Annotated in this window: 15 protein-coding genes and 2 tRNA genes; 8 read left to right on the forward strand and 9 right to left on the reverse strand. The window is 68.6% G+C overall.

The genetic code is table 11. The features are described from left to right. Positions 1–37: 37 nt before the first annotated feature. The 6 genes from ABD088_RS07185 to ABD088_RS07210 form a co-directional block, all read right to left on the reverse strand. Positions 38–883: an aldo/keto reductase gene (locus ABD088_RS07185; RefSeq protein ID WP_343901096.1), complete on the reverse strand. Its 846-nt coding sequence runs from the start codon at positions 881–883 to the stop codon at positions 38–40. Positions 884–958: 75 nt separating this feature from the next. Further along, a complete protein-coding gene (locus ABD088_RS07190) occupies positions 959–1,414 on the reverse strand; it encodes a hypothetical protein (protein WP_343901097.1) in 456 nt (151 codons plus the stop codon). Positions 1,415–1,416: 2 nt separating this feature from the next. Next, complete coding sequence (locus tag ABD088_RS07195; RefSeq protein ID WP_343901098.1) at positions 1,417–1,992, reverse strand: bacterial proteasome activator family protein; 576 nt, start codon at positions 1,990–1,992, stop codon at positions 1,417–1,419. Positions 1,993–2,059: 67 nt separating this feature from the next. Continuing rightward, entirely contained in the window at positions 2,060–2,266 is a 207-nt protein-coding gene (locus tag ABD088_RS07200; protein WP_343901100.1) for a YbdD/YjiX family protein, read from the reverse strand. Position 2,267: 1 nt separating this feature from the next. Further along, positions 2,268–4,523 carry a carbon starvation CstA family protein gene (locus ABD088_RS07205; RefSeq protein ID WP_343901101.1) on the reverse strand — a complete coding sequence of 752 codons (2,256 nt, stop codon included), beginning with the start codon at positions 4,521–4,523 and terminating at the stop codon, positions 2,268–2,270. A 134-nt stretch (positions 4,524–4,657) separates the two neighbouring features. Beyond that, the gene (locus tag ABD088_RS07210) at positions 4,658–5,635 is read right to left on the reverse strand and encodes an NAD(P)H-quinone oxidoreductase (RefSeq protein ID WP_343901182.1); all 978 of its coding nucleotides are present in this window, start codon (positions 5,633–5,635) and stop codon (positions 4,658–4,660) included. 130 nt (positions 5,636–5,765) lie between these two features. Between ABD088_RS07210 and ABD088_RS07215 the strand changes: the two genes are divergently transcribed. Together ABD088_RS07215 and ABD088_RS07220 are read left to right on the forward strand one after the other, a co-directional pair. Next, positions 5,766–5,853, forward strand: a tRNA-Ser gene (locus tag ABD088_RS07215). A gap of 208 nt (positions 5,854–6,061) precedes the next feature. Continuing rightward, on the forward strand, positions 6,062–8,647 hold the full coding sequence (locus ABD088_RS07220; RefSeq protein ID WP_343901102.1) for an ExeM/NucH family extracellular endonuclease: 2,586 nt from the start codon (positions 6,062–6,064) through the stop codon (positions 8,645–8,647). A 15-nt stretch (positions 8,648–8,662) separates the two neighbouring features. Here ABD088_RS07220 and ABD088_RS07225 read toward each other — a convergent pair whose 3' ends face one another. Beyond that, entirely contained in the window at positions 8,663–10,660 is a 1,998-nt protein-coding gene (locus ABD088_RS07225; RefSeq protein WP_343901104.1) for an FAD/NAD(P)-binding protein, read from the reverse strand. A 116-nt stretch (positions 10,661–10,776) separates the two neighbouring features. On the opposite strand from ABD088_RS07225, the gene ABD088_RS07230 reads away from it, so the two are divergent. Beyond that, entirely contained in the window at positions 10,777–12,894 is a 2,118-nt protein-coding gene (locus ABD088_RS07230) for a prolyl oligopeptidase family serine peptidase (RefSeq protein WP_343901105.1), read from the forward strand. 62 nt (positions 12,895–12,956) lie between these two features. Beyond that, a tRNA-Ser gene (locus tag ABD088_RS07235) sits at positions 12,957–13,045 on the forward strand. Between the two features lie 37 nt (positions 13,046–13,082). On the opposite strand, the gene ABD088_RS07240 is transcribed toward ABD088_RS07235, so the two are convergent. Continuing rightward, positions 13,083–14,048 (reverse strand): RodZ family helix-turn-helix domain-containing protein, encoded by a 966-nt coding sequence (locus ABD088_RS07240; protein ID WP_343901107.1) that lies wholly within the window; start codon positions 14,046–14,048, stop codon positions 13,083–13,085. A 31-nt stretch (positions 14,049–14,079) separates the two neighbouring features. Beyond that, the gene (locus ABD088_RS07245; protein ID WP_343901108.1) at positions 14,080–16,212 is read right to left on the reverse strand and encodes a RecQ family ATP-dependent DNA helicase; all 2,133 of its coding nucleotides are present in this window, start codon (positions 16,210–16,212) and stop codon (positions 14,080–14,082) included. 87 nt (positions 16,213–16,299) lie between these two features. Here ABD088_RS07245 and ABD088_RS07250 point away from each other — a divergent pair, with 87 nt between their 5' ends. From ABD088_RS07250 to ABD088_RS07265, 4 genes are all read left to right on the forward strand, one after another. After that, the gene (locus ABD088_RS07250; RefSeq protein WP_343901109.1) at positions 16,300–17,727 is read left to right on the forward strand and encodes a phosphomannomutase/phosphoglucomutase; all 1,428 of its coding nucleotides are present in this window, start codon (positions 16,300–16,302) and stop codon (positions 17,725–17,727) included. Next, positions 17,724–18,206: a hypothetical protein gene (locus tag ABD088_RS07255; RefSeq protein ID WP_343901110.1), complete on the forward strand. Its 483-nt coding sequence runs from the start codon at positions 17,724–17,726 to the stop codon at positions 18,204–18,206. Before ABD088_RS07250 ends, ABD088_RS07255 begins: the two co-directional genes overlap by 4 nt. A gap of 19 nt (positions 18,207–18,225) precedes the next feature. After that, the gene (locus ABD088_RS07260; RefSeq protein ID WP_343901111.1) at positions 18,226–18,663 is read left to right on the forward strand and encodes an RrF2 family transcriptional regulator; all 438 of its coding nucleotides are present in this window, start codon (positions 18,226–18,228) and stop codon (positions 18,661–18,663) included. Between the two features lie 86 nt (positions 18,664–18,749). After that, positions 18,750–19,931 (forward strand): globin domain-containing protein, encoded by a 1,182-nt coding sequence (locus tag ABD088_RS07265; RefSeq protein WP_343901112.1) that lies wholly within the window; start codon positions 18,750–18,752, stop codon positions 19,929–19,931. Positions 19,932–19,971: the final 40 nt, after the last annotated feature.

Raw genomic sequence — 19,971 nt, forward strand, 5'->3', positions numbered from 1 at the left:
TCCCCCTCCGACCTGCCGGGAATTCCCGGCTCCGGGGCTACTCGAAGTCGCTCACCGCGGGGTCGGCACCGATCCGGCCCTCGTCACCGCGGTCCAACCCGTTGATGGCGGCGATGTCGTCGTCGTCCAGGGTGACGCCGAGCGATTCCCAGTTTTCGACGATCCGCGAAGGGGTCTCGGACTTGGGGATCACGACGTTGCCCAGGGCCAGGTGCCAGGCGATGACGACCTGGGCGACAGTAGCGCCGTGCTTGGCGGCGATGTCCGCCAGGACCTGATGGGTGAGCAGGTCCGAGCCCTGGCCGAGCGGCGACCATGACTGGTGGACGATGCCCCGGGATGCCTCGTAGTCACGCAACGCGGCCTGGGGGAAGTACGGGTGGGTTTCCACCTGGTGGATCGCCGGTGCCACGCCGGTGGCTTCCTCGATCTCCTGCAGAGCCTCGACTGTGAAGTTGCAGACGCCGATGGAGCGCACGCGTCCGGACTTCTGGAGTTCCACGAGGGCCTTCCAGGTCTCGACGTGCTTGCCCTGCTTGGGCTGCAGCCAGTGGATGAGGAACAGGTCAAGGGTCTCGAGCCCCATGCGCTCCATCGATGCATCGAAGGCGTCAAGGGTCTGCTGGTAGCCCTGGTCGGAGTTCCAGACCTTGGTGGTGATGAACAGGTCCTTCGGGTCCAGACCGGAGTTGGCGACGGCGCGGCCGACGCCGGCCTCGTTGCCGTAGATCCGGGCGGTGTCAATGTGGCGGTAGCCGGCCTCGAACGCGAGCCCGACAACCTTTTCCGCGACATCATCCTTGACCTTCCAGACCCCGTAGCCGAGCTGGGGGATGGTGTTGCCGTCATTGAACGTGATCACTGGTGATTCGTAGGTTGTCATCGCCCCATCCTGCCACCGGCAGGGGGCGCACCAGAGCTGGAACGATCGCACTCAGCGCTGGGCGAACGAAGGAATTTAACCGACGTTTTCGAGGGCGGCCTCCGCGGCACGGACGCCGTCGACCACCAGGTCTGCACGGAAGGCCACATTCTCCAGACCTGCCGAGTTGTAGCCCCAGCGTTCGCCGTCGAGCCGGGCCATGGCGGCGGCCTGCGCCGCAGCAGCGAGGTCGTTGGCGGCCTTGGACAGTGCGCGATGGATGCCTGCATGGCTGCCGGGGATGTCGGTGCCGGAACTCGGCCGTTGCCCCTGGGCTGCAACGCAGACAGCCCGCACCCGCGGCTGGAGATCTGCGAGGTGGTCGGCAATCATCACCAGTGCGTTGTAGAGCTCATCGGATTCGATGCCTTCCAGGACCTGGTGGAAACGGTCCAGCCCCCGGGTGAATCGATCGTGGGCACGGCGCCAGACGCCGTCACCGAGATCCTTGTCGTCGCGCCGGGCACCGCGCATTTGTGCGATCCATCCCATGCTCAGAGGTACTGTCCCGGTCCGCCGTCGGCATCGGCGCTTGCCTGGGCGCTTCCGTCGGCCTTTCCGGAGACCACGCGTTCGGGTTCGCCGTGTTCGTTGATGACGATCCCGGGGGCCACCTGGGTTCCGGGCGGCAGCTCACGGAGCTGGATGCGTTGGGCGAGTTGCTGGCTGGCCATCTGCTGGGCTGCCAGTGCCGTCTGGATCCCGTGGAAGACCCCCTCGAGCCAGCCAACCAACTGTGCCTGGGCAATCCGCAATTCCGCCTCGGATGGGGTCTGCCCCTCGGTGAAGGGCAACCGGATCCGCCGCAGCTCACTGGCCAGCTCCGGGGAGAGCCCCTCCTCGAGTTCGACTACGGAACGTTCGTGGATGTCGGCCAGGGTGGTGCGGGCCTCGGCGTCGAGCGGCGCGGCCTTGACCTCCTCGAGCAGTTGTTTGATCATCGAGCCGATGCGCATGACCTTGGCTGGTTCGTCGACGAGGCCCGGAATCCTGAAGGACTCCGCCGGGGATCCCTCCGCGGGGCCTTCCACGGCCGGAGCCGGCGGACGCGTCTGCTCGTGTTCGCTCATGGTTCCATCTTGCCATGATGCGACGAGGGCGGGGCCGGTTGCCCGGCCCCGCCCTCGTCGTCGTGCATCAGCAGCAACGCCCTTGCGGGTTGCGTTCCTCCCAGTCGTACTTGTCCCGCCAGAACTGGCGTTCTGACATCGGGTCACAACCGGGATGCGTTGCCGCATGGTGCTCGATGTACCGGCGGTAGGCGTCGGCGCCCATCATGCCCTCGAGATACCAGCGCACCTTGCCCAGGTTCCGCCGTACTGCGGGGATCAACGCGGTGCCCATGTCAGTGACCGCCGCCGTGGCCGGCTTGTTCGGCGGGCGGAACGTCCTTCCAGCGCGCCTCGAGTTCCTTCTCCGCCGGACTGGTGATGATGCCCGAGGGCGCATACAGCCTGGATTCCACCCGCGGGTCCTCGGTGTCGGCGGCGGTTCCCGGCGACCGGTAGGCACGGATCGTCGCCATCACGGCGGCGATGATCACGATAATGGACAGGACCACGAAGATGATCGAGAGGGTTCCCTGGACGCCGGTGTTGCGGACGACGGCCTCCATGGCCTCGACGTTCTTGGCGGTGCCGAAGCTTTCCTTGCCCTGGGCCAGCGCCTCCTTGAAGGAGTTGTGCTGGGCCCAGTACCCGACCTTGGCGACCGGGGAGAAGATCTTCTCCCAGGAGGCCCAGATCGTGATGACCGCGGTGAACGCCAGCGGTACGGCGACAATCCACAGGTAGCGGAAGTTGCCGCGTTTCGCGACGATCGCCAGCACGACCGCCAGGGCGATGGCCGCCAGCAGCTGGTTCGCGATGCCGAACAACGGGAAGAACGTGTTGATCCCGCCCAGCGGGTCGGTCACCCCGAGGATGAGGATGTACCCCCATCCGGCCACCATGATCGCCGTACACAACCAGGCGCCGGGGCGCCACGAGGTGTCCTTGAACTTCGGGATGAAGTTGCCGATCGTGTCCTGGAGCATGAAGCGCGCCACACGGGTGCCGGCGTCGACCGCGGTGAGGATGAACAGCGCCTCGAACATGATGGCGAAGTGGTACCAGAAGCCCATCATCGCGGTGCCGCCGAACCACTGGTGCATGATGTGGGCGATGCCCACGGCCAGGGTCGGTGCGCCACCGGTCCTCGAGACGATGCTCTCCTCGCCGACATTCGCGGCCAGGTCGGTCAGCATGTTCGGCGTCAGGTGGACTCCGGTCAGGCCCAGGCTGTTCACGAACGCGACGGCTGACTCGACGGTGCCTCCGGTGGATGCTGCCGAGGAGTTCATCGCGAAGTAGACGCCGCGGTCGATGGAGATCGCGGCAACCAGCGCCATGATGGCCACGAAGGACTCCATGAGCATGCCGCCGTAGCCGAGGAAGCGTGTCTGCTTTTCCTTCTCGACCATTTTCGGGGTCGTGCCCGAGGCGATCAGCGCGTGGAAGCCCGAGAGCGCACCACAGGCGATCGTCACGAAGAGGAACGGGAAGAGCGAACCGGCCACCACCGGGCCGTCGGAGCGCCCGGCGTACTCGGAGAACGCGGGCACCGAAATGGTGGGACGCACGATGATGATGGCGACGGCCAGCAGGCCGATGACGCCGATCTTCATGAACGTGGACAGGTAGTCGCGCGGGGCCAGCAACAGCCAGACCGGCAGGATCGCTGCTATGAAGCCGTAGACGATGATCGACCAGGCGATCACCGGGCGGTCCAGGTGGAACAGTGCCGAACCGAGGTCGGATTCGGCGACCCACCTGCCGGAGATGATGGCGAACATCAGCAGGACGAACCCGATGATGGAGATCTCCAGGACCTTGCCCGGGCGGATGAAGCGCAGGTAGCAGCCCATGAACAGTGCGATCGGGATGGTCAGCGCCACCGAGTACACGCCCCACGCGGATTCGCCCAGGGCATTGACCACGACGAGCGCCAGGATGGCCACGATGATGATCATGATCGCCAGGGTCGCGATGAGGGCCGCGGTGCCGCCGATCAGGCCGAGCTCCTCGCGGGCCATCTGGCCCAGCGAGCGTCCTCCGCGGCGCATGGAGAAGAACAACACGAGGTAGTCCTGCACGGCACCGGCGAAGACGACGCCGACGATGATCCAGATCGTGCCGGGCAGGTAGCCCATCTGGGCGGCCAGGACGGGACCGACGAGCGGTCCGGCGCCGGCGATGGCCGCGAAGTGGTGGCCGAAGAGGACGCGGCGGTCCGTCGGCATGAAGTCGCGGCCGTTGGAGTTGTACTCGGCCGGGGTGGCCCGGGAGTCATCGGGACGGGCGATCTTGCGCTCGATGAATTTCGCATAGAAGCGGTAGAACACCAGGTAGGTGCAGACCGCTGCGAAAACGAACCAGATCGCATTGATGGTCTCGCCCCGGGAGATGGCCAGGACGGACCAGGCGACGGCGCCGAGGAGCGAGATCGCGGACCAGAGGACGATCTTGGCGGGCGTCCAGGTGCGTTCTTCGGCCCCGGCGACATCGGGGTCCACCGCGCTGGGCGGTAGGACCCCGGGTGGGGTGGATGGTTGTTCACTCATGTGTAGTTGCCTTCACTCTCAAAGTTGCGATGCAGCGCCCGGCGTCGACGGTCGTGAAGTGACCTGTGGCACGCTGGTGGCCGCGCCTACAGGCTATCCCGTGGGCGCGCCTTCGAGCGGGAGGCCCGCATGGCTCAGGTGGTGAGCAGGATTTTGCCGCGGTGTTCGCCCGAGTCGAAGTATTCATGGGCCCGCGCAGCCTGCTCCAACGGGAACGTCTTTTCGATCACCGGGCGCACGGCACCGGATTCGACCACGGGCCAGACGCCGGTCCGCACGCCCTCGACGACCCTGCCCTTGGCTTCGATGTCGCGGGCGCGCAGGGTGGTGCCGATGACGCGCAGCCGCCGGGTCATCAGCTTCCCCAGGTTCAGCTGGGCCGTGGCTCCGCCCTGGAGGGCGATGACGACGAGCCGTCCGTCGTTGGCCAGCACGTCCACGTTCTGCCCCAGGTATTTCGCCCCCATGATGTCCAGCACGACGTCGGCTCCGTGGCCGTCGCTGATCTGCCGCATCCGCTCGACGAAGTCCTCCTCGCGGTAGTTGATGCCCTCCACGGCGCCGAAACCCCGGCAGTAGTCGATCTTCTCTGCGCTTCCGGCCGTGACCACCACCTGCACGCCGTGCGCCGTGGCCAGCTGGGTGGCCATGGTCCCGATGCCGCCGGCACCGCCGTGGACCAGGAGCCACTCCCCCGCTTCCAGGTGGGCCTCCATGAACAGGTTCGACCAGACGGTGCAGGCGACCTCGGGCAGACCGGCCGCCTCGATGAGGTCGATCCCCGCCGGTATCGGCAACAGCTGCGGCGCGGGTACTGCCACGTATTCTGCATAACCGCCACCGGCGAGCAGCGCACACACTGGAGTGCCGACGTCGTACCCGGTGACGTCCGCCCCGAGCGCGACGATGGTTCCGGAGACCTCGAGTCCCGGGATATCCGAGGCGCCGGGCGGCGGCGGATAGGTCCCCCCGCGCTGGCCCACGTCGGCACGGTTGAGGCCTGCCGCCGCCACGCGGACTAGTACTTCCCCGGCGGCGGGGACGGGGACTTGGCGGTCGACGACGGTGATGACTTCGGGGCCCCCGGCGCCGTCGTATTCCACGGCGCGCATGGTTTTCGGTAGGGACGTGTCGGTGCTCTGGCTCATGGTGGTGCCCTTCCCGGTGGTCGTGGGTGTGTTGGACCGAGCCTACCCGCGCGTTTTCCGGCTCCGGTGCCCCTCGCGTATAGTTCTCGTGTCTGGAAGGTTGTCCGAGCGGCCTATGGAGCTGGTCTTGAAAACCAGTGTGCGGTAACCCCGTACCAAGGGTTCAAATCCCTTACCTTCCGCGCATCAACGGGAAGCCGACCCCTCCGGGGGTCGGCTTCCCGCCTGCGTTAAGCACCGTCGTCGCGCCCCTTGACGCACCGGGGCGGGGATCACTGAAGCGGCAGCTTCCGCCACCCGGGGTCTATCCAACGTTCACTGCATGCTGTTTCACTGGTGTCCATCACTGCATCGTTCATCAACGAACCCGCACCAGAGAAGGGCACCTTCGTGAGTACATCACGCACCCGGGCCGGTCTATGCCTGGCCGCCTGCACCACCTTGATAGCCGCCACGGCAGCGGCCGGCCCCGCGCTGGCGGCCCCCGATGCCGGGGGCGGAGGCGTCGTCATCAACGAGGCGTACCTGTCCGGCGGCAGCGCCAACGCCCCCTACCAGGACAAGTTCGTCGAGCTCTACAACGGCTCGGACGCCCCGGTCTCGCTGGACGGCTGGTCGCTGCAATACCGGTCGGCCACCGGGACCGGCAGCACCAACACCTCGGTGCCCCTCTCCGGCACGGTTGCCGCCTACGGCCACTTCCTGATTGGCGGCGGAAGCAACGGTGCCACCGGCGCCGAACTTCCCACTCCCGATCTCCACACATCCTTCAACCCCAGCGGCACGAAGGGCACGATCGTGCTCTCCAACCAGGGCGACCGCTTGGCCCTACCCACCGGCTCGGTCACCGGCGACGCCCAGGTGGCGGACCTGCTCGGCTACGGCGGCTCCAACACCTTCGAGTCCTCGGCCGCCACCGCTCCGGCCGGCAATGCGGACCCGAAGTCACTCGAACGTGCCGACCACGCAGACACCAACGACAACGCTGCGGACTTCACGCTGAACCCCGCCCCGTCCCCGACCGCCTCCGGCGGAACGGACCCGGGCCCCGACCCGGAGCCGGGCGACCCGGTGGACGCCACCATCGCCGACATCCAGGGCACCGGTGACGCCACCACGCTGAAGGACCAGCTGGTCACCACCCGCGGCGTGGTCACGGCCACCTATCCCACCGGCGGATACGACGGCTACTACATCCAGACCCCGGGCACCGGTGGCGACTCCCGTTCCGCGGCCTCCGACGGCTTGTTCGTGTACTCGGCCGCCACGGTGTCCGACGTGCGGGTGGGCGACTACGTGGAGGTCACCGGCACGGCCGGCGAGTTCTACGGCCTGACCCAGGTCAGCGTCCCCGCAGGCGGTGCCACGGTGCTGGATGAACCGGCCGAGGCCGTCAAACCGCTGACCGTTGCCTGGCCCGCCACCGACGGCGAGCGCGAAGCCTACGAGGGCATGCTGTGGGACCCGCAGGGCCGGTGGACGCTCGCGGACAACTACTCACTCAACGGCTACGGCGAGCTGGGGCTGGCCTCCGGGACCTCGCAGCTGGTCCGCGGGGCCACGACACTGCCGCAGGCCACCGATGAGGCACCCGCCGGTTCGGCGAAGGCAGCAGCCATCGAAACCGAGAACCTGGCCCGCTCGATCATCCTCGATGACGGGTCGACGGCGAACTACCTCGGCGCCGACGTGAACAAGAACGTCCCGCTGCCCTACCTCGCCCGCGGTTCGCAGGTCAGGGTGGGTGCACCCGTGGACTTCATCGGCAACGTCATCCTGGACTACCGCCACGACGCCTGGCGTTTCCAGCCGCTGACCCAGCTGACCGGCGCCAACACCGCCGACCAGCCGGCGGCCTTCGGCAAGACCCGGACCTCGCATCCGAAAAACGTCGACGGTGACGTGAAGATCGGCACGTTCAACGTCCTGAACTACTTCACCACCACCGGCGACCAGCTCAGCGGCTGCACCTACTACACCGACCGCGCGGGCAATCCGCTCACGGTCCGCAGCGGCTGCGATGCGCGCGGAGCGGCCAACGCCGCCAGCCTGGAGCGCCAGCAGGCGAAGATCGTCGCGGCGATCAACGGGCTGGACGCCGACGTCGTCTCCCTGGAGGAAATCGAGAACTCGGCGGCCTTCGGCCAGGACCGGGACAGCGCGCTGGCCGAACTGGTCGACGCCCTGAATGCGGCGGCCACGAAACCGGGCCACGGCAAGGGACATGGCAAGGGCCATGGCAAGGGCCATGGCCAGGGACCCCGGACCTGGGAGTATGTCCCCACCCCGGCCTCCGTGCCCGCGGACGAGGACGTCATCCGCACTGCCTTCATTTACCGCAAGGCGGCGGTGAAGCCCTCCGGCTCCTCCGTCATCCTCGACGACCAGGCATTCTCCAACGCCCGTCCGCCGTTGGCCCAGGCCTTCACCCGGGCCCGTGGCCCCAAGCACGATCGCTTCGTGGCGATCGTGAACCACTTCAAGTCCAAGGGCTCCGGCCCCTCGGACGGGTCCGGCAATGAGGACACCGGCGATGGACAGGGCGCCTGGAATGCGGACCGCGTCCAGCAGGCCACCGCGCTGGTGGACTTCGCCGAGAAGATGAAGCGCACGGCGAAGACCTCCAAGGTCCTGCTCACGGGCGACTTCAACTCCTACACGCAGGAGGATCCGATGCAGGTGCTCTACCGGGCCGGCTACGTCGATCTCGGGTCGAAGACGGGCAAGCAGTCCTACCTCTTCTCGGGGCGGACCGGCTCGCTGGATCATGTGCTCGCATCCTGCTCGACGGTCCGCGACGTGTCGGGGGTGGATATCTGGGACATCAATGCCGACGAGCCGATTGCCCTGGAGTACAGCCGGTACAACTACAACGTCACCGACTTCTACTCCCCGGACCCCTACCGGGCCTCGGACCATGACCCCCTGGTGGTCGGCCTGGACCTCGGCGGTAAGAAGGGACCCCACCGGAAATGATCGGGTAGCTCAGGATCAGACCCGGGCAGCCATCCTGACCAGTTCCAACGCGACGGCGTCCGCATCCCCCAGGGTGCGGGCGCCGTCCTGGTATCCGGCCCCGGCCTCCGCGGCGATCGCCGTGCCCCACTGGACGCTGGAGAGCTGCAACCCCAACACGAAGATCCCCCGGTGCGCGATCCCGTCGCCATCCACGAGGCGGTACGGCTGGCCCACGACGTCGAACCCGGAACCGTAGACACCCTCGCCGTCGGAGGTGGACATCAGCCGTGGCCGCGCCAGGCCGTCGGCCTGCAACTGGCCCAGCAGCGGGGACGCGGACTGGGCCACGCGATTCGCCGGCATCATCGCCTCGAACATGTACCGCGCGGTGACCGGCTCGTCCTGCACCCACGGCGAGGACGCCGCAAAGTGACCGGCCTCCTCCTCGAGGGAGAACACCGGGTCGGGACCCAGGAACTGCACGACGCCGGCACGCGCCAAGGCGGCGAGCTCCTCGATGCGCTGCAACGGTGGCCCGCTGGCCAGCCCCTCGACCAGCGGTTCGAACCACCGGGTGAGCTCCTCCAGCCGGCTGGCGTCATCCAGCAATCCCTCGGCAACGAACCGCTTGACGATGCCGCGACCTGCGTTCAGCGCACCGATGGCCATTTTCAACGGGTCGTCCTCGCCGCGCGCCGAGGCGGCGGCGTCCTCTTCGAGGTACTGCAGCACCGCGGCCTGGTAGGCCTCGTGCCCCACGAACCCGCGGTCGGCAAACGGGTGGCCCAGTGCGGGGACATCCAGCCAGGGCACTTCCGGACCGGCGCGCCCGACGAGCTCACGCGCCACCGTCCGCCACACCTCCTGCCCATGGATGTGCGGGGCGTCCAGGATCCCCTCGAGTTCGGCCAGGAAACCTGCAGGGTCCCCGAACAGCTCCGGGCTGACACGGACCAGCGTGGCGTAGTAGGTGCGCAGCACGTCCCGGTGCAGCAGCGGCCAGATGTGCGCGTTGAAGCCGACCTTACCGGGCGGCTCCCCGGGTGCGCCCGCGGCGGCGAGCTCATGCACCTCATCGAACCCGAGGTGGCGCAGCGTCACCGATCGTGGCAGGTAGGTGTCGATGCACGGCTTCGCCCGGTAGGGGGCGCCGCGCCGTGAGGCGGCGTGCAGGCGCGGTTCGGCCCCGCTGGCCCGGTACTCCAGGGCGCGGCCGGGACCCTGGCCGCTGGGCACGAATTCCCCGCCGCGGCCGAGGGTCAACGCGGTCAGGGCGTCGAAGAAGTTCAGTCCCAGGCCACGCACCAGCACCGGCTCACCGGCCGGGTACACGCCCCAGTCCACGTCGGCGGGCACATTGGGCCCCTGGTAGTGCAGCCCGGCGGCCGTGGCACGCTCACCGGCGACACGCTGTTGCGGATTCGGGTGGGACGGGACGTGTCCCACGGACAACACCACTGCCTCGGCCAGCAGCTCGCGTGCCCCGCCGTCGTCCTGGAGGGCATCCAGGGTGACCCGGTAGCCGTTGGCCTCGCGGCGGACGGCGGTCACCTCCTGGCGCACGATGTCGAAGGAGGCGACGGCCCGATGGCTGCGGAGCCGGTCGGCCACCGCGGTGAAGACGTGGCGCAGGTAGGCCCCGTAGAGGGCGCGGCCCGGGAAGCCCGCGGTGGACAACGCCTCCAGTTCGGCCCGTTCGGTCGCGTCGAGGACGGCGCTGTCGCCGCCACTGGAGCGGAATTCCTCGAAGCTCAGCCCCGGGCCGTCGCCGGTTCCCCGCGGTGGGGCGACGGTGGGGAACAGTGCGGGGGTGTTCATCAGGTAGTAGCGCGGCTGCCCGGGGGCCCACACGTGTCCGGGCCCGGGTTCGCACGGGTCCACCACGGTGATGCCGACCGACCAGCCGGGGGCGCCGCCGGCGTGTCCTGCGCTCGCGGTGGCCTCGTCCAGGCGAGCCAGCAGGCGTTCCAGGGTCGACGTGCCGCGGGGACCGGCACCGATGATGACCACGTTGAACCTGCTTGCTGCCACCTGCTGCTCCTTCGTCGTCGACGGCCCGGGGTTCCCGGCCGGTGCCCCGCCGGACCGCCGGAGGCAGGGGTTCCCAGCGTACCGCCCGGCCGCTGGCCGGATCATAGACTGGGCGCATGGACAACACCGTGGACGCCACGACACCGAGCCAGGGCACCGCCGCCGCACCGCACGACCCCTGGTTGTGGCTGGAGGACATCCACTCGCCGCAGGCCCTGGACTGGGTGACCGCCCGCAACACCGCCACCGAGGACATGCTGCACGACGACGCCTACCGGGGTCTCGAGGCCTCGGTGCTCTCGGTGCTCGACGCCGACGACCGCATCCCGATGGCCACCAAACGCGGCGGTTTCTACTACAACTTCTGGCGCGACGCCGCCCACCCGAAGGGCCTGTGGCGCCGGACCAGCTGGGAGTCCTACAGGACGGAGGACCCCCGGTGGCAGATCCTGCTCGACGTCGATGCGCTGGCCTCCGCCGAGGGCATCGACTGGGTCTTCGCCGGTTCCCGGATGTTGCACCCCGCCGACGGCGGTGAGTACCAACGCGCCCTGGTGCGCCTCTCCCCCGATGGTGGTGACGCCGTGGAGGTCCGTGAATTCGACCTGTCAGCGTCCGCCTTCCTGCCCGGCGGGTTCACCCTGCCGGCCGGGAAGACCCAGGTGGGCTGGGATGGCCCGGACGCCTGGTACGTCGCCACGGATTTCGGCCAGGGGTCGCTGACCCGGTCCGGATACGCGCGCACTGTGCGCCGGGTCGAACGCGGCATGGACCCCGCCGACGCCCCGGAGGCCTTCTGCGTTGATGCCTCGCACGTGATGGCCTCCGTGTCGGTGGACCAGACGCCGGGCTTCGAACACGTCATCGCCACCGACGTCATCGACTTCTTCACCACCCGCACCTCGATCCTGCGGGCCGGCGCGTGGGTGCCGGTCGACGTCCCCACCCACGTCCGCGTCGGGGTCCACCGCCAGTGGCTGCTCTTCAGCCCCCAGCAGGACTGCGAGCTTGGCGGCACCCACCTGCCAGCCGGTTCGCTGGCCGTCGCCGACCTGGACGCCTTCCTCGCCGGGGACCGCACGGTGACCACGGTCTTCACCCCGGATGCGGCCACCTCGCTGCAGTCGACCTCCTTCACCGCCGACTACCTGCTGCTCACCGTGCTGCACCACGTGTCCTCCCGGGTCCTGGTGGCGGACCCCGCAGCAGGCTGGAGCCTGAGTCCCCTCGAGGTGGGGGCCGGGGCGCACCTGGACCTGTCGATCGGGGCGGTCGACGACGAGGACCCGGAGACGGCGAACGACTACTGGCTGGTCTCCTCGGGATTCCTGACCCCCGCGACGCTCTCGCGCGGAACGGTGGGGGCCGGGGTGCCGGAGCCGGTGAAGTCCTCCCCCGCCCGCTTCGATGCCACGGGCCTGGAGGTACACCAGTTCTTTGCCACCAGCGACGACGGAACCCGGGTGCCCTACTTCCAGGTCGGACCCGCCGATCTGGTCCACGATGGGGCCAACCCGGTGCTCATGAATGGCTACGGTGGCTTCGAAACCAGCCTGACGCCGTCGTACTCCGGAGTGGTGGGCCGCGCCTGGCTGCGCCGGGACGGCGATACCGGCCGCGGCGGGGTCTACGTGCTGGCCAACATCCGTGGCGGCGGCGAATACGGACCGGAGTGGCACCGTGCCGCGTTGCGCGAAAACCGGCATCGTGCCTACGAGGACTTCGCGGCGATCGCCCGGGACCTGGTCGCCCGCGGCGTCACCACCCCCGCACATCTGGCGGCCACCGGTCGCAGCAACGGCGGGCTGCTGGTGGGGAACATGCTGACCCGGTACCCCGAGTTGTTCGGCGCCATTTCCTGTGGTGTGCCCCTGCTGGACATGCGCCGGTACACGCGGCTGTCGGCGGGACACTCCTGGATCGCGGAATACGGGGACCCGGAGGTGCCGGAGGATTGGGAGTTCATCCGCGGGTTCTCGCCGTACCACCTGCTCGACGAGGCCCTGGCCTCCGGTGCCCGTTTCCCGCGCGCCCTGATCTGGAGTGCGACCAGCGATGACCGGGTGGGCCCGGTGCAGGCCCGGAAGATGGCTGCCAAGATGCTCGACGCCGGGGTTCCGGGGATCTGGTACCGGGAGTCGTTGGAGGGTGGCCATGCCGGCGCATCGGACAACCGGCAGAGCGCGCAGATGCTGGCGACCAGCTACGAGTTCCTCTGGCGGACGGTCGCCTGAGGGCTGCTTTTGAATTTCGGGGCCGGTTATCGGTAGTCTGGGGGGGTTGCCTTTGCAGCGCTGGAGACGTGCCAGAGCGGCCGAATGGACTTCACTGCTAATGAAGGGTCGGGGTTAAACTCGACCGGGGGTTCAAATCCCCCCGTCTCCGCTGAAAAACCCCTACTCAGGTAGGGGTTTTTTTGTGTCTACTTCTTGCCGAACGCCGTGAGCAGCTGTTCGACCATGTCTGCGGGCAGTCCCGTGTGCCGGTGGACGATCTCGGCCGCCCGCCCCAGCTTCCCGTCGCGCATGAAGCCCAGGAAGCGGCTCCTGTCCTCACCGGGCAGATCGCTGGCGCTGAACTTCACGTGGCCCTCGGGTCCGTCACCCTCGAAGCTGAAGTCGGCGATGTCGTCCCCCATGGACGCGGGGTTGCCGTCCACCGGTGCGGAGTCGAGCAGCTTGCGGATCGACGTGCGGTCCAGACCGGAGAACTTGGCCAGGAGGTCGGCCGCGCCGTCGAGGTCGCGGTCGCGCAGCAGGGACTGGAACTGGTCGAATTCGGCCGGCGGCAATTCGTCGGTGCCGAATTCGCGGACCACCCCGTCCTGTTCGGCGGAGATCCTGAAGGTCGAGGTCTTGCGGCTGGCACCGCTGCCGAATTTCTCGGCCCAGTCGTCGGGGATGGTGAAGTCCTCGGCCGCCGGGTGCGCCGAAGCCGACGGCTCCGCCACGGCATCGGCGGCCGGTGGCTGCGGGTCCGTTGCGTCGGCCGCGGTCTCAGCTGGTGGTGTTCCGACGCCGGCAGAATCGGCGTCGGTGCCAGACCCAGGTGCGGCATCGGCGGGCCGGACGCTGTCCGCGATGGTTCCGCTTTCCTGGTGGACCTGCGGATGGGCTTCCAGGCTGCGCACCGCGATGATGCTGGCCTTGACGCCGGAACCCGTGGCGGCACGGTATTCCTGGACCGCCCCCATGAAGTTTCCCTGGGCGAGGTTCCGGTAGACGGCTCGATGCGCCTGTGCCCCCAGCTGTCCGGCGGCCTGCTGCGCTGACACGGGGCCGATCGCCGAGTTGACCTCAGCGGAGGTCTTTCGGCGCAGCCGGGTCAACAGCCACCAGCCGACGGCAATGACCAGCAAGGGGACCAGAACCCACAACAACGTCTCCATGGTCCAAGTCTAGGGCCGCGGGGCCAGATGGTCAGGCGGAGACGGCCAGGACGAACGGGAGCACCGCTGGCGCACCGGCCTCACGCAGCACCCGGGTCGCCTCGGTGATGGTCCATCGGCTGTCCACGTAGTCGTCAATGAGCAGCACCGGCCCGCGCAACTCCGCCAGGTGCCCGGCCAGGTCGGCGCCGACGCCGAGCTGGCCCCAGACTGCCGCCAACCGGAACGCGCTGTTCCCACCGGATCCGCCCCGGGGACCGCCGTGCGGGTATTCCAGGGCGCCCAGGTAGGGCAGCTGCCCGATCCGGGCAATGCCTGCGGCGAACGATTCGACCAGTTGCGGGCGGGTGCGCGAGGGCATGGCGACCACCGCGGCCGGGCGTTCGGCCCAGTCCCACTCGGAGAGCACCTGGACACAGGCGCGCAGCATGGCATCCTCGATCGGCGCATCGACGACTTGTTCGGCGGACGCCGCCAGCAGGGTGCGCAGCCGCGCGCCCCATCCCAAATCCGTCAGCCGGGCCAGGGCACGGCCGGGGCGGGCCTGGTCGTCGGGTCTGATCTTGCCCTTCAGGCCCACACCCAGGCGGTCCATGCCGCCGGGCCACATGGCGCGGGGGTCCAGCTGCACGCCGACACGTCCCAGCGCCGTCTGGGACCGGTCGCGGGCCTCGTCGCCGATGGTGTCCTGGTACCAGGGGCCAGCGCAGTTGTCGCAGCGGCCGCAGGGGGCGGCCTCGGGGTCATCGAGCACCCGGGACAGGAATTCCATCCGGCAGCCGGTGGTGCGTTCGTATTCGAGCATGGAGTTCTGCTCGTCCACCCGTGCCGCGGCCACCCGGGTGTAGCGCCCCGCGTCGTAGACCCACGGTTCGCGGGTGCGCACCCATCCACCGCCGACGCGTTCCACCGCGCCGTCGACCGCCAGCACCTTGAGCAGCAGTTCCAACGGGGAGCGGCGCAGGTTGACCCTGGCCTCCAGCGCGGGAACCGAGACGGCGGTGCCGGCTGCCTCGAGTTCTGCCAAGACCGCATGGGCACGTTCCTCATCGGGCATGGAGGAGGTGGCGAAGTACCGCCAGATCTCCCGGTCCTCCGGGCCGGGGAGCAGCAGGACATCTGCGTTGTCGGTGCCACGCCCGGCACGGCCGACCTGCTGGTAGTAGGCCACCGGGGAGCTGGGGGCTCCCACGTGCACGACGAACCCGAGGTCGGGTTTGTCGAATCCCATGCCCAGCGCACTGGTGGCGATCAGCGCCTTGACCTGGTTCTCCTTCAGCGCCTGTTCGGAGGCCGCGCGTTCCTCGGGGTCGGTGCGTCCGGTGTAGGAACGCACGTCGTGGCCCGCCTCCCGCAGCAGCCGGGTGATGTCCTCGGCGGCGGAGACGGTCAGCGTGTAGATGATGCCGCTGCCGGGCAGGTCATCCAGATGGGTGAGCAGCCAGGCCAGCTGCATCCGCGGACTGGGGAGCCGCAGCACTCCCAGGCGCAACGACTTGCGGGCCAGGGGGCCCCGCAGCGTGAAGACCTCGGCCCCGCCCACTGCCAGTTGTTCCTGCACATCGTGGACCACCCGTTCGTTGGCGGTGGCGGTGGTGGCCAGCACCGGGACGTTGGACGGCAGGGCGCCGATCAAATCGCGGATCCTCCGGTAGTCGGGGCGGAAATCGTGGCCCCAGTCGGAGATGCAGTGGGCCTCGTCGATGACCAGCAGGCCCATCCTGGCGATCAGGTCCGGCAGCTGCTGCTCACGGAAGGCAGGGTTGTTCAGCCGTTCGGGTGAGACCAGCAGCACATCCACCTCATCGGCGTCGAGTTTGGCGGTGATGTCCCGCCACTGGACCGCGTTGGCTGAGTTGATCGCCTCGGCCCGTACCCCGGCCCGTGCCGCGGCGGCCACCTGGTCGCGCATCAGCGCCAACAGCGGGGAGACGATCAGCGTCGGTCCCGCGCCCCGGGCCCGCAGCAGCAACGAGGCCACGAAATACACGGCGGATTTGCCCCAGCCGGTGCGCTGGACCACCAGGGCACGCCGGCCGCCGTCGACCAGGGCCTCGATCGCCTCGAACTGCCCGTCGTGGAACCGGGCGTCCTCATGCCCGACCAGCCGGCGCAGCACCTCGGTGGCGTCGTCGTGCAATTGCCTGTTCCGCGTTTCAACCATGCCCCCCAGTATTCCAGCGCGCACCGACGGGTGGGCACCGGCGCTCGACGCCCTGTGGATGATCGCGTCGAGAGCGGGCCACCGGCTATGCTCGAATGCGTGAACGACGAGATTGATCTTTCCCTGTCCTTTAAGGCCTACGACGTCCGTGGCATCGTCGGCGAAACCATCAACGAGGAAATCGTCGAGGCCGTCGGCGCCGCCTTCGTCGACGTGTTGGGCCTGGCCGGGAAGCGCGTCCTGGTCGGCGGGGACATGCGCCCCTCCTCCCCCGCCTTCTCTGCTGCCTTCGCCCGGGGCGCCTCCTACCGCGGAGCCAACGTCTCGATGCTCGGGCTGATCTCCACCGACGAGCTCTACTTCGCCTGCGGGCACCTGGATGCCGCCGGTGTCGTGTTCACCGCCAGCCACAACCCCGCGGCCTACAACGGGATGAAGATGGCCCAGGCCGGCGCCGTCCCCGTCTCCTCCGACACCGGGCTCTACGAGATCCGCGACCTCGCCCAGTCCTACCTCGCCGAGGGCCTGCCGATCTCCGGCGACACCCCCGAGGGAAACATCGACACCCTCGACGTGCTCGCCGACTACGCCGCCTACCTGCGCTCGCTGGTGGACCTCTCGGACATCCGCCCGCTGAAGGTCGTCGTCGACGCCGCCAACGGCATGTCGGGCATGACCACCCCAGCGGTCCTCGGCGACGCGCTGCTGCCGGCGCTGCCGCTTGAGATCGTGCCGATGTACTTCGAACTGGACGGCACCTTCCCCAACCACCCGGCCAACCCGCTGGAACCGGAGAACCTCCAGGACCTGCAGGCCGCCGTCGTCGAGCAGGGGGCCGACCTCGGGCTGGCGTTCGACGGGGACGCGGACCGCTGCTTCGTCATCGACGAGACCGGCGCGCCGGTCTCCCCCTCGGCGGTCACCGCCCTGGTCGCCCGCCGCGAGATCGCCCGTGCCCGGGCCGCCGGGGAGCAGACCCCGGTCATCATCCACAACCTCATCACCTCCCGTGCCGTTCCCGAGCTGGTGGAGCACGACGGCGGCAGGCCGGTGGTCACGCGGGTGGGGCACTCGTTCATCAAGGCAGTCATGGCCAAGGAGGGCGCGGTCTTCGGCGGCGAACACAGCGCCCACTACTATTTCCGCGACTTCTTCAACGCCGACACCGGCATGCTGGCCGCCATGCACGTCCTCGCCGCGCTGGGCTCCCAGGACCGGCCACTGGGCGAACTGGCCGAGGAGTACGAGCCCTACTTCTCCTCCGGTGAGATCAATTCCGAGGTCACCGACAAGGATGCAGCCGTCGCCCGGGTCCTGAACGAATTTTCGACGCAGGACACCGTGGTCGGTACGCTGGATGGGACCACCGTGACCGCGACGGACGGATCCTTCTGGTTCAACCTGCGGCCGTCCAACACCGAACCCTTCCTGCGTTACAACGGGGAAGCCGTCGACACCACGACCATGGAACGCGTCCGCGACGCCGTCCTCACCATCGTCAGGAGCACAGCATGAGCGAAAACACCACGGAGAACCGCCTGGCCGAACTCGGCGACGCCGCCCACCAGGACCTGAACAAGGTCCTCGGCACGGCCCTGGGAGTGGCCCGCGAGCAGCTCGAGACCAACGGCGTCTTCCTGCCGTTCGCCATCGGCCTGGAGCCGGACGCCGAAGAAGAGGGCGAACTGCGTCTGCTTGCCGTCCAGCCGCCGGAAGAGGAGCAGGATCCGGAGGCGGATATCGACGCCGAGGCGATGATGGAGGACCTGGTGACCCTGTTGAGCGGTCAGCGCGACCAGTTCACCGCCGTCGCCCTGGTCTCCGACGTCACCCTGATGCAGGAGGACCGCGACGCGGTGCACGCCATGGCCGAGCACAGCCTGGGCGGTGCCGTCGCCGTGATCCAGCCGTACACCCCACCGGCAGCCGAGGGCGGCGAGTGGACGTTCGACGAGCCGAGCCCGGAACCGGGCGAATTGCAGATCTGGGCCTGATGCCCACCCGCGGCACCCGATGAGAATCAACGCGTTCTCTGACGTCTGCCTGCGCATCCTCATGCTCCTGGCCGCCCACCCCGGGGAGCAGCTGACCACACGGGACATCGCGGCATCGATCCGCATCCCCTACAACCAGGTCAGCAAGGCGGTGCTGCGACTGGGCCAGCTCGGCCACGTCGACGTGCACCGCGGGCGGACCGGCGGGGTGCGGATCAGCACCACGGGGTTGGAGGCCCGCCCCGGGTCGATCCTCCGTTCCCTGGACGAGCAAGTCGACGTCGTGGACTGCACGCGGGCCGACGGGTCGGCCTGCCCGCTCATCGTCGGCTGTCGACTGCGCAGTGCGTTCGCCCGCGCCCGGGACGCCTTCTACGATGAGCTTGACCACACCACAGTGCGCGAGCTCTCCGCCTCCCCGGCGTTGGCCCGGCTGCCGATGCCGCCCCTTCCGTAACCGATTTGCACCCTACTTCTACGGGGTGTAGAAATGTTCCATAATACTTGCGGATCACACGCAAGTAATCGATTTGAGGAGATCCGATGCTCTCAGAAACATCCCGCCCCGTCATCGAAGCCACGCTTCCCATCATCGGGGAGCGAATCGGCGAAATCACCAAGAAGTTCTATGCCGGCATGTTCGCCGCCCGGCCCGAGCTCCTGGACGGCATGTTCAGCCGGGCCAACCAGCAGAACGGGGCCCAGCAGAAGGCACTGGCCGGAAGCATCGCCGCCTTCGCCACCCATCTGGTCCAGCACCCGGAGACCCTGCCCGAGTCGATCCTGGCCCGCATCGCCCACAAGCACACCTCCCTGGGCATCCAGCCCGATCAGTACCAGATCGTCTTCGAGCACCTCTTTGCGGCCATTGCCGAGGACCTGGGAGACGCCGCCACCGAGGAGGTCGTCGCCGCCTGGACCGAGGTCTACTGGCTGATGGCCGACGCCCTGGTCAAGATCGAGACCGGCCTCTACGCCGAACAGGCCAATGACCGCATCTACGCACCCTGGCGTTTGGCCAGCCGCGAGGCCGTGGGGACCGACTGCGTCACCTTCCGCTTCGTCCCCGCCGACGACACGGCCGTCTCCGTGGCCAAGCCCGGGCAGTTCGTGAGCATCCGCCTGCCGCTGGCCGACGGGCTGCGCCAGGTCCGCCAGTACTCGCTTTCCGACGCCGTCGCCTCCACCACCGAACGCGTGCTGACCACCAAGCTGGACACCGGCGGCGAGGTCTCACCGCACATGCACGCCAACCTGCAGGTCGGGGATGTCGTGGAACTGTCGAACCCCTACGGCGACATCACCCTGGACATGGAGGGCGCACCGATCATCATCGCCACGGCGGGCATCGGGTGCACGCCCAGCGCCTCCGCACTGCAGGCGTTGGCCGAGCTCGAATCCGAGCGCCACGTCCTGGTCCTGCACGCCGAACAGCGGGAGGACAACTGGGCGCTGAAGGACCAGATGCGCTCCGCAGTTCAGGCGCTGCCCAATGCCGAACTGAAGTTGTGGCTCGAAGACGCCACCACCAAGTCGGAGGACACCCTGGCGGCCGAGGGGTTCATGGACCTCACCGGCGTCGAGCTTCCCGCCAACGCCCTGATGTACCTGTGCGGCCCCCTGCCGTTCATGCGCGCCGTCCGCAGCCAGGCCATCGCCGCCGGCGTCCCGGCAACGAACATCCACTACGAGGTCTTCGGCCCCGATCTCTGGCTCGCCGCCTGAGCCTCATCGTCAGCTGAGCACGACCTCGAGCGGCCCGTGA

The organism is Arthrobacter rhombi (genome assembly GCF_039526245.1).
Lineage (GTDB): Bacteria > Actinomycetota > Actinomycetes > Actinomycetales > Micrococcaceae > Arthrobacter_H > Arthrobacter_H rhombi.

Coding starts and splice junctions, on each gene's coding strand:
- ABD088_RS07195 (WP_343901098.1), bottom strand. CDS start 1,992: ATGAGCGAACACGAGCAGACGCGTCCGCCGGCTCCGGCCGTGGAAGGC.
- ABD088_RS07265 (WP_343901112.1), top strand. CDS start 18,750: ATGCTCTCAGAAACATCCCGCCCCGTCATCGAAGCCACGCTTCCCATC.
- ABD088_RS07240 (WP_343901107.1), bottom strand. CDS start 14,048: ATGGAGACGTTGTTGTGGGTTCTGGTCCCCTTGCTGGTCATTGCCGTC.
- ABD088_RS07245 (WP_343901108.1), bottom strand. CDS start 16,212: ATGGTTGAAACGCGGAACAGGCAATTGCACGACGACGCCACCGAGGTG.
- ABD088_RS07185 (WP_343901096.1), bottom strand. CDS start 883: ATGACAACCTACGAATCACCAGTGATCACGTTCAATGACGGCAACACC.
- ABD088_RS07255 (WP_343901110.1), top strand. CDS start 17,724: ATGAGCGAAAACACCACGGAGAACCGCCTGGCCGAACTCGGCGACGCC.
- ABD088_RS07230 (WP_343901105.1), top strand. CDS start 10,777: ATGGACAACACCGTGGACGCCACGACACCGAGCCAGGGCACCGCCGCC.
- ABD088_RS07200 (WP_343901100.1), bottom strand. CDS start 2,266: ATGGGCACCGCGTTGATCCCCGCAGTACGGCGGAACCTGGGCAAGGTG.
- ABD088_RS07205 (WP_343901101.1), bottom strand. CDS start 4,523: ATGAGTGAACAACCATCCACCCCACCCGGGGTCCTACCGCCCAGCGCG.
- ABD088_RS07210 (WP_343901182.1), bottom strand. CDS start 5,635: ATGCGCGCCGTGGAATACGACGGCGCCGGGGGCCCCGAAGTCATCACC.
- ABD088_RS07250 (WP_343901109.1), top strand. CDS start 16,300: ATGCTCGAATGCGTGAACGACGAGATTGATCTTTCCCTGTCCTTTAAG.
- ABD088_RS07260 (WP_343901111.1), top strand. CDS start 18,226: ATGAGAATCAACGCGTTCTCTGACGTCTGCCTGCGCATCCTCATGCTC.
- ABD088_RS07190 (WP_343901097.1), bottom strand. CDS start 1,414: ATGGGATGGATCGCACAAATGCGCGGTGCCCGGCGCGACGACAAGGAT.